The organism is Acidiphilium iwatense, from assembly GCF_021556475.1.
Taxonomy (GTDB): domain Bacteria; phylum Pseudomonadota; class Alphaproteobacteria; order Acetobacterales; family Acetobacteraceae; genus Acidiphilium; species Acidiphilium iwatense.
Genome location: NZ_JAKGBZ010000082.1, coordinates 1 through 7939, shown reverse-complemented (window position 1 = coordinate 7939; position 7939 = coordinate 1). Strand labels below are relative to the sequence as shown.

Annotated in this window: 7 protein-coding genes; all 7 read right to left on the bottom strand. The window is 67.1% G+C overall.

Features of this window, described 5'->3' with window-relative positions; all coding sequences use genetic code 11:
* Window positions 1-325 precede the first annotated feature (325 nt).
* A complete protein-coding gene (rpmG, locus tag L2A60_RS19345) occupies window positions 326-493 on the bottom strand; it encodes a 50S ribosomal protein L33 (protein ID WP_235706103.1) in 168 nt (55 codons plus the stop codon).
* A gap of 46 nt (window positions 494-539) precedes the next feature.
* Window positions 540-2090, bottom strand: a complete 1551-nt coding sequence (locus tag L2A60_RS19340; RefSeq protein WP_235706102.1) for a S41 family peptidase — start codon at window positions 2088-2090, stop codon at window positions 540-542.
* A complete protein-coding gene (gene rnr / locus L2A60_RS19335) occupies window positions 2087-4324 on the bottom strand; it encodes a ribonuclease R (protein ID WP_235706101.1) in 2238 nt (745 codons plus the stop codon). Before rnr ends, L2A60_RS19340 begins: the two co-directional genes overlap by 4 nt.
* Window positions 4325-4497: 173 nt before the next feature.
* Complete coding sequence (locus L2A60_RS19330; RefSeq protein ID WP_235706100.1) at window positions 4498-5349, bottom strand: YihY/virulence factor BrkB family protein; 852 nt, start codon at window positions 5347-5349, stop codon at window positions 4498-4500.
* Window positions 5346-6188, bottom strand: a complete 843-nt coding sequence (locus tag L2A60_RS19325) for an alpha/beta fold hydrolase (protein WP_235706099.1) — start codon at window positions 6186-6188, stop codon at window positions 5346-5348. Before L2A60_RS19325 ends, L2A60_RS19330 begins: the two co-directional genes overlap by 4 nt.
* A gap of 12 nt (window positions 6189-6200) precedes the next feature.
* A complete protein-coding gene (locus tag L2A60_RS19320; protein WP_235706098.1) occupies window positions 6201-7430 on the bottom strand; it encodes a CaiB/BaiF CoA transferase family protein in 1230 nt (409 codons plus the stop codon).
* A gap of 73 nt (window positions 7431-7503) precedes the next feature.
* On the bottom strand, window positions 7504-7692 hold the full coding sequence (locus L2A60_RS19315; RefSeq protein WP_235706097.1) for a hypothetical protein: 189 nt from the start codon (window positions 7690-7692) through the stop codon (window positions 7504-7506).
* Window positions 7693-7939 lie beyond the last annotated feature (247 nt).

The following is a 7939-nucleotide window of genomic DNA, read 5'->3' as shown; positions in this document are numbered from 1 at the left end:
CAGCACGATCCACACCGCGATCCAGCCAAGCGGAAACGGCATCCCCAAAATAAACGGATGCAGCCGGTTATGCACCACAGGCCCGATCAAAAGCCCAATAAACGGAATCACCGCCAGCCATTGGAACGGTTTCATGATTGCCCCCTTGGATTATGTGCCCAGCGCTTCTTGAACGCACTCTGCGCACAGACCGAAACCGAGGCAAGAGAATTCGTGGCGCGGCTCAGCCGCCCGCATCACCGAAACACGGATGCGAGCGAACCCGCCGGCGACCGGCGGGAAAAGCCGAAATGGATGGAGAAAGGTGTGGCCCGCGAGGCGCCGCTTACTTGATCTTCGCTTCCTTGAACGCGACATGCTTGCGCGCGACCGGATCGTATTTCCGAAATTCGAGCTTGCCGGTCTGCGCCTTGGCGTTCTTCCTGGTGACATAAAAGAAGCCGGTATCGGCGGTCGATATCAGCTTGATCTGAACTGTGCTTGATTTGGCCATGATTTCTTCTCCGAGGTGAGGCATATGGCGGAGCGCCGGTGCCCGGTCAAGCCCCGCGCGCCGCGGCGGCGACCAAGGGATGAATCAGCGCCGCGCGATACGCGACCGGATCGTCGATCAGCGCCTTCGCCGCCTTGAAATACCCGCTGGACCCCACGCTCGCCGGGCAGGAATCGCGGAGCGCCAGCACCTCCGCGAGCGGCATCGGCGCGCGCGCGGCGCGGGTTTCGGCCAGCGGCTTGGCCAGCATGTCGCGCCCCGCCTTGAGCGAGGCGATCTGGGCGGCGAGCGAATTCGTGCCCAGGCTGGTGCAAAGCTCGGGAAACACCCCGAGCCCCTGAAGCGGCCAGCCGCGCGGCGCGATCATCCGGCTCCAGGTCACGAACAGCTCGCCACCGCCGGGCAGCGAGGTCACGCTCTGCACCAGCCCTTTGCCCAGCGTGGCGCTGCCCACCACCACCGCGCGATCATTGTCGGACAATGAAGCCGAAAACACCTCGGCGGCGCTCGCGGTCGCGCCGTCGACCAGGATCACCACCGGCAGGCCGCGCGCCAGATCGCCGCCTTCGGCCCGCCACAGCCGGTCCGCCACCGGGTCGCGGCCCACGGTGCGGATGATCGTACCCTGGCCGAGCAGGGTATCGACGCTCAGGGCCGACTGGCGCAGCAGCCCGCCGCGATTGCCGCGCAGATCGATCACGATTCCCTTCGGCGCCGGGTTTCCAGCCATCAGCGCGCCCAAAGCGGCGGCAAACTGCTCGCCGGTGTCGCGATCGAAACCGATCACCCGCAGCATGGCGATATCCCCGTTCATCGAGCCGAACACCGTCTGGGTCGGCACCAGCCCACTGGTCAGGCGCACGGTCTGGGGCAGGCTCCTGGCCGGCCGGACCGTCAAGGCGATCGAACTGCCTGCCGGTCCGCGCAGCCGCGACTGCAGTGCCGCGAGATGCCGGCCGGCTGTCGCCGCACCGTCGATCGCGAGCACCACCATGCCGGTCGCGATTCCGGCCTCATCGGCCGGGCTCGACGGTGCCACCCGCGCCACCACCACGGCCGAACCTTCCCGGCCGAGGGTGATGCCGAGCCCGGCATGACCGAGCCGCATCGCCCGGTCCTGCGCGGCCTCGCGCGGCGCTTCATAGCGGGAATACGGATCGAAATGGTTGAACAATTCGTCGAAAAAGCTGCGGATCACGCCCTCTGTCCCGGCTCTTTCCAGAGCCGGCGAGACCGCGAAAGCCCGCGCGGCGACGGCGGCGCAGGCATCGCCCCAGGCCATCGCATCGGTCGGCTGGGGCGCCGCGGTCGCGAAAATGATCCGATTCGGCCCGTAGAGCAGCAGCTTGCCCGATTGTTCCTGCACCGTCAGATCGGGGTCGAGCGCGGTGATCCCCGAAAGACCCCAGACCGCCATGCGCGGAATGCCGAGCGGCTCCAGCGTGCGCGGCGCGATGAATTCCAGCGCCGCACCCCACACGGCGCCGGCTCGCGCGGTGCCGAATCCGGGCGCCGCGGCATAGGCGCCGCAAAAGGGCAGCACCACGCACAGCAAGGCGACGAATCGCCAGGAACGCGGGGCCCGGCGATGCCTCATCCGCGCCTGCGCCGCGATTTCGCGGGTGCGGTACCCGGCCGTTTCCTGCCCTTCGGCTTCGGCTCATGCCGCCCGGCCGCGCCGCCGTGCCTGATTCCGCCGCCGCCGACCAGCGAGAACAGCAACCCGCCGGTGACCGGCTTCGCCTCGCGCAGCCGCACCGTGACCTTATCGGCGAGGCGGAACACGATCCGGCTTCGCTTGCCCGAAAGCGTGACCGATGCTTCGTCGTAATGCCAGAAATCGTCGGGCAGCAGCGCCATCGGCACGAAACCCGACGCCCCGGTTTCCGCGAGCGAAACGAACAGGCCGAACTGCGTCACCCCTGAAATCCGCCCGGCGAAATCCTCGCCCACCCGGTCGACGAGATAGGCGGCCAGATAGCGATCGGCCGATTGCCGCTCGGCATCGGTGGCGCGGCGCTCGGTGATGGTGATGCTTTGGGCGATATCGGCGAAATCCGCGCCGTCTTCGGGACGAAGACCATCCTGCCCGAGCTTCAGCCCGGCGATCAAGGCACGATGCACCAGCAGATCGGCGTAGCGGCGGATCGGCGAGGTGAAATGCGCGTAGCTCTTCAAAGCGAGGCCGAAATGGCCGATGGTCTCCGGCGCGTATTCCGCCTGGGACTGGCTGCGCAGCACCGTTTCGTTGATCAGCGGCGCTGCATCGGTGCCGGCGACACGCTTGAGGATATGGTCGAGATCGCGCGGCAGAATCTGGTCGCCCGGTTTGAGCGAGATGTCGAAGGTCGCGAGCAGGGAGCGCAGCGCGTCGAGCTTTTCCGGCGAGGGCGGGGCATGAACGCGATACATGCAGGTCTGGCGCAGCCGCTCCAGCTCCTCGGCGGCGGCGACATTGGCGAGGATCATGAACTCTTCGATCAGACGGTGGCTGTCGAGCCGCGGGCGTGGTGCAACGCCGGTCACCTTGCCCTGATCATCAAGGGTGATCTCGCGTTCCGGCAGGTCGAGATCGAGCGTGCCGCGCGCCGCGCGTGCCGCCGCGAGCGCGCGATAGGCGGCGTAGAGATGCCCCAGCGTTCCGGCGGGCAGATCGGCTTCCGACCCTGCTTCATGCGCGTGCTGCACCGCCTCGTAGGTCAGCCGTGCGGCGCTGCGCATCAGACCGCGCCCGAAACGGTGCCGCAATTTACGGCCGTCACCGCCGATCTCGATCTCGACGAACAGGCAGCCGCGATCTTCGTTCGGCCGCAGGCTGCACCAGCCGTTGGACAGCGCCTCGGGCAGCATCGGCACCACGCGATCGGGAAAATAGACCGAATTGCCGCGCAGCTTGGCCTCGCGATCGAGCGCCGAGCCGGGCTTCACATAGAACGCCACGTCGGCGATCGCGACGACGATGCGAAAGCCCGGCCCGGACGGTTCGGCGTACACCGCGTCGTCGAAATCGCGGGCATCCGCGCCGTCGATCGTGATCAACGGCACGGCGCGCAGGTCGGTGCGCTTGCCGGGCGGCGCAGCGCGGGCGCGCTTCGCCTCATCGAGCGCGGCTTGCGGAAACTCCACCGGAATGCCGAGCGAGGCGATCGCGATCAGGCTGATCGACCGCGCATCGCCCATCTTGCCGAGACGTTCGACGATTCGCACCGGCTTCGGGCCAAGGCCGAACGCAGGCAGCGGGGTCGCGCGCACCACGTCGCCGGTTTCGGCACCGCCGGTCTCGCCGGCAGGCACCTGCCATTCGGCGCGGCTCCTGCGCTCGACCGGCTCGACCCAGCCGCCCGCCCGCTCGGCGCGAAACACGCCGATCACGGTTGCCGGCTCGTCGTCGAGCCGTTTGAGCGTACGTCCCTCGTAACGATCGCCATCGATCCGGCGCAGCCGCGCCAGCACGCGGGCACCGGGGGCGAGTGCCGCGTGGCCGCGCCGTTCGGGTTGCATGAAAACGATCGGCGGCCGTCCCGGCTGAGTCCAAGGCACCGGGCGACCCATCGGGTCGCCATCCCGATCGGTGCCGGTGATTTCCACCACGCAGCGTTCCGGCAAGGCTTCGGCGGCGCGAATCCGCCTGCCGCCGGCGCGGACCAGCGCGCCCTCGCGCTCCAGCCCGCGCAGCATCGCCCGCAGTGCCTGCCTGTGCTCCGGGGCGACGCCGAATGCCCGCGCGATGTCGCCCTTGCCGAGCCGCGTTCCCGCCTCGGCGATGAAATCGCGCAGCGCCTCGGCGCTCGGCAGGGCGGCGCCATGCTTCGGAGCGGGTTTGCGGGTCATGGAGTCATCCCGATCCGCTGTTCCAATGCCCGGTTGCCGCGCATCATCGCGCGGACGCTCGGAATCCCTGCAGGTGCGGCTGATCGGTCCAATTCTCGTGCCATAAGAGCAATGTGGCCCGCCGACAACGCCGATGCAGCATATCTCCCCGGATGTCGCTGCAAGTTTTCCGGCTATGGCGTTCTTGCCACGGTTTCGTTCTCGAGCGCCGCGTTGAACAGGGCGCCGAACAGCAGCGTATAGGCGGTGAGATAGAACCACATCATCAGCCCGATGATCGTGGCGAGCGGCCCATAGGTGCGGCTATAGGCGGCGAATTGCCCGACATAGACGGCGAATCCATAGGACAGCGCGAGCCAGACCAGGATGGCGAGCGTGGCGCCAGGGGCAACCTTATGCCCCGGAGCCCGCTCGAACGCCGGACCATAGCGATAGAACAAACCAAGGGCGAGGCCCATGAAGCCCACCAGAATCACACCCCCGATGATCACCGCGAACAGTGCCGAATCGTCGCCGAATCCGAAGAACGAGAATGCCAGCGGCAGCACCACGAGCACGCCGATCGCGATGATCGCGCCGACGATGGCGAGCAGCGTCATGCCGAGGGTCACCAGTTGAAATCGAATGACGCCCCGCGTTTCTTCCTTCTTGTGGATCACGTTGAGCGCGTAGATCAGCGATTTCGTGCCCGACGCCGCCGAATAGAGGGTGAACGCGAGCGATATCGCAAGCCCGATGCCGAGGCTGGTCTTGCCGCCGGACACCAGATGCTGGATGCGCCCGGCGATGAGCTGAAACGCCGCCGGCGGCATGAAATGCTTGAGATAGAGCAATTGCGGCTCGACCGAGATCGGGTCGAACATCAGCCCATAGAGCGAGATCAGGGTGGTGATCGCCGGAAACAGCGCGAGCGTCGCGTAGAAGGCACAACCGGCGGAGACGAGTGACATCTCCCCGCTCAGCAGCGCCCAGAACGCCGCGACCAGCCCGCGCCACCAGGGCGCGAGGCGGCCCCGGACGCTCATCCACGCGCCTCCAGGAAAGCGCGGATCGCGTCGATCGTGGGCTGGTCCATCAAGGCCGGCGCGTGGCCGCATTCGGACACGGTCAGGGTCGCCGCGCCGTCGCTCGCCATGCGTTCGAAAACCGGCTCGGTCAAAAGATCGCTCTCCGCCCCGCGGATCGCGAGCACGGGCACGCTCACCTGCCGCCAGATCGGCGACAGATCGGCATCGAGCGGAATCGCGGCGCGCAGCGGCTCCGCGATTTTGGGATCGTAATGCAAGGCGAAACCGCCGCCCTCGGTCCGGCGGGCCGAATACCGCGCGAGATGCGCCCATTGCGCATCGCTCAGCTTTCCGAACGGCGCGTGGACCATGCGCAGATGCGCCTCCAGCTCCGCCATGGCGGCGAAACGTTCCGGGGTCTTGGTCATGTAGTCGCGGATGCGGGCCAGCGCCGCCGCCGGAATCTGCGCGCCGACATCGTTGAGCACAAGCCGGGTGACCGGCGTATGCTTCGCGGCGGCGATCATCATGCCGCAGATGCCGCCGAGCGAGGTGCCGACCCAGGCGACCGGCTTGTTCAGAAAAGCGAGCAGATGCGCCAGGGCAATCACATAGGAGGGCGGCTGATACAGCGCCGCGTCGCCGAGCCAGTCCGATTTTCCGCGCCCTGGCAGATCCGGGCAGATCACGTGGAACCGATCGGCCAGCGCCTCGGCGAGCGGATCGAAATCCCGGCCGGTCCGGGTCAGGCCGTGAACGCAGACAACCGCCTCCGCCGCCGGATTGCCGAACTCGACGAAGGCGAGACGATGAAAATCCGTCCCCAGCAGATAGGGCACGAAGCCTTGGCGCGCCATCGCCCGCGCCGCCTAGATCACGCCGTCGCGACGCAACGCCGCGCGGTCGGTTTCGCTCAGACCCAGCATATCGGTCAGCACCTCGTCCGTATGTTCTCCCAACATGGGAGGCGGCAGGCGATAATCCACCGGGGTTGCCGACAACCGCACCGGATTGGCGACCAGTCTGACCGAAGTGCCGTCGGGCCGGGCCATATCCACGAGATTGCCCCGCGCAATCACCTGGGCGTCGGCAAAAACCTGTTCGAGCGTGTTGATCGGCCCGCAGCCGATCTTGAGCGCCTCCAGCCGGCCGAGCCACCAGGAAGACGAATGCGCGGCGAGCACCGGCGTCAGCGTTTCGGTCACCAGGGCCCGGTTGGCGACCCGCGCCGCATTGGTCGCGAACCGTTCATCGCCGCACAGATGGTCGAGGCCGAATTCCCGGCAGAACCGCGCGAAGGTGGGATCGTTGCCGATCGAGAGGACGATATGGCCATCCTCGGTGGCGAAGACCTGATAAGGCACGATGTTCGGATGCTGGTTGCCCAGCCTTGGCGGGTTCTGGCCGGTCGCCAGATAGTTCATCCCCTGATTGGCGAGCCAGGCCACATGGGTATCCAGCATGCCGATATCGATATGCTGGCCCTGCCCGGTGCGTTCCCGGTGGCGCAGGGCGGCGAGCACCCCGATCGCGCCGTAAAGCCCGGCAAACAGATCGGCGACCGGCACGCCCACCTTCATCGGCGCTCCGTCGGGTTCGCCGGTAAGCGACATGATCCCGCCCATCGCCTGGATCAGGCTGTCATAGCCGGGCCGCTCCGCATAGGGGCCGGTCTGGCCGAATCCGGTGATCGAACAATAGATCAGGCCCGGATGCTCGGGAGCGAGCTGCGCATGGCCAAGCCCGTAGCGCGCCAGCGTGCCGACCTTGAAGTTCTCGACCAGGATGTCGCTCCGCGCGATCAGCGCGCGGGCGATAAGCTGGCCTTCCGGCTGCGCGATATCCAGCGTGACCGAGCGCTTGTTGCGGTTGGTCCCGGCGAAATAGGCGCTCTCCGCCGTCCCCGGCATGGAAGGCGGCACGAAACCGCGCGTGTCGTCGCCCGAGCCGGGTTTCTCGATCTTGATGACCGCGGCGCCGAGATCGGCCAGCATTTGCACGCAGCTCGGCCCGGCGAGCACGCGGGTCAGGTCGAACACCGTCAGCCCGGCAAGCGGACCCGATGGCTGACGGCTTTCGGCATTGACGGTGTCCGGCATGCGATTCCTCCCGAAACTGGCTGCCGGCATAGCGGAACCGCCGGTTTCGGGTCAAAGCGGGCCGGCAACCCGATCAGCGGGTTTTGCGGCGCGGCGGCGGCCGGCACGCTCGCAAGGCAAGCCGCACCAGCCGGTTCGCCATGAACGGCAAACCGGCCCGCTCGGCATCCTGCGCGAGTGAGATCAGCCGGTCGGTCAGAATCAGCGGGCTGACGGTGGAGGCGTTGCGCTCGGCGATTTTCGTAGCGGCATGATCTTGCATCGGGGCTATTCCTTCATCGCAACAGCCATTTTGGCTGCCCCCCGATCATGGCCCCGATCCGATTACCGTCCGGTTAACGAAATCAACCCGGTCAGAAAAATTGTTGTCCAGCCACTCCGCTCTCAAGCTGCGTTGAGGAGTTGATCTGTGGGGAGGAGGGTTTCGCCGATTGCCTCGGCGACGGCGGGATGGGCGATGCGGCCCTCGGCGACGTTCAGCCCGGCGCGCAGATGGGCATCCTCGCGCA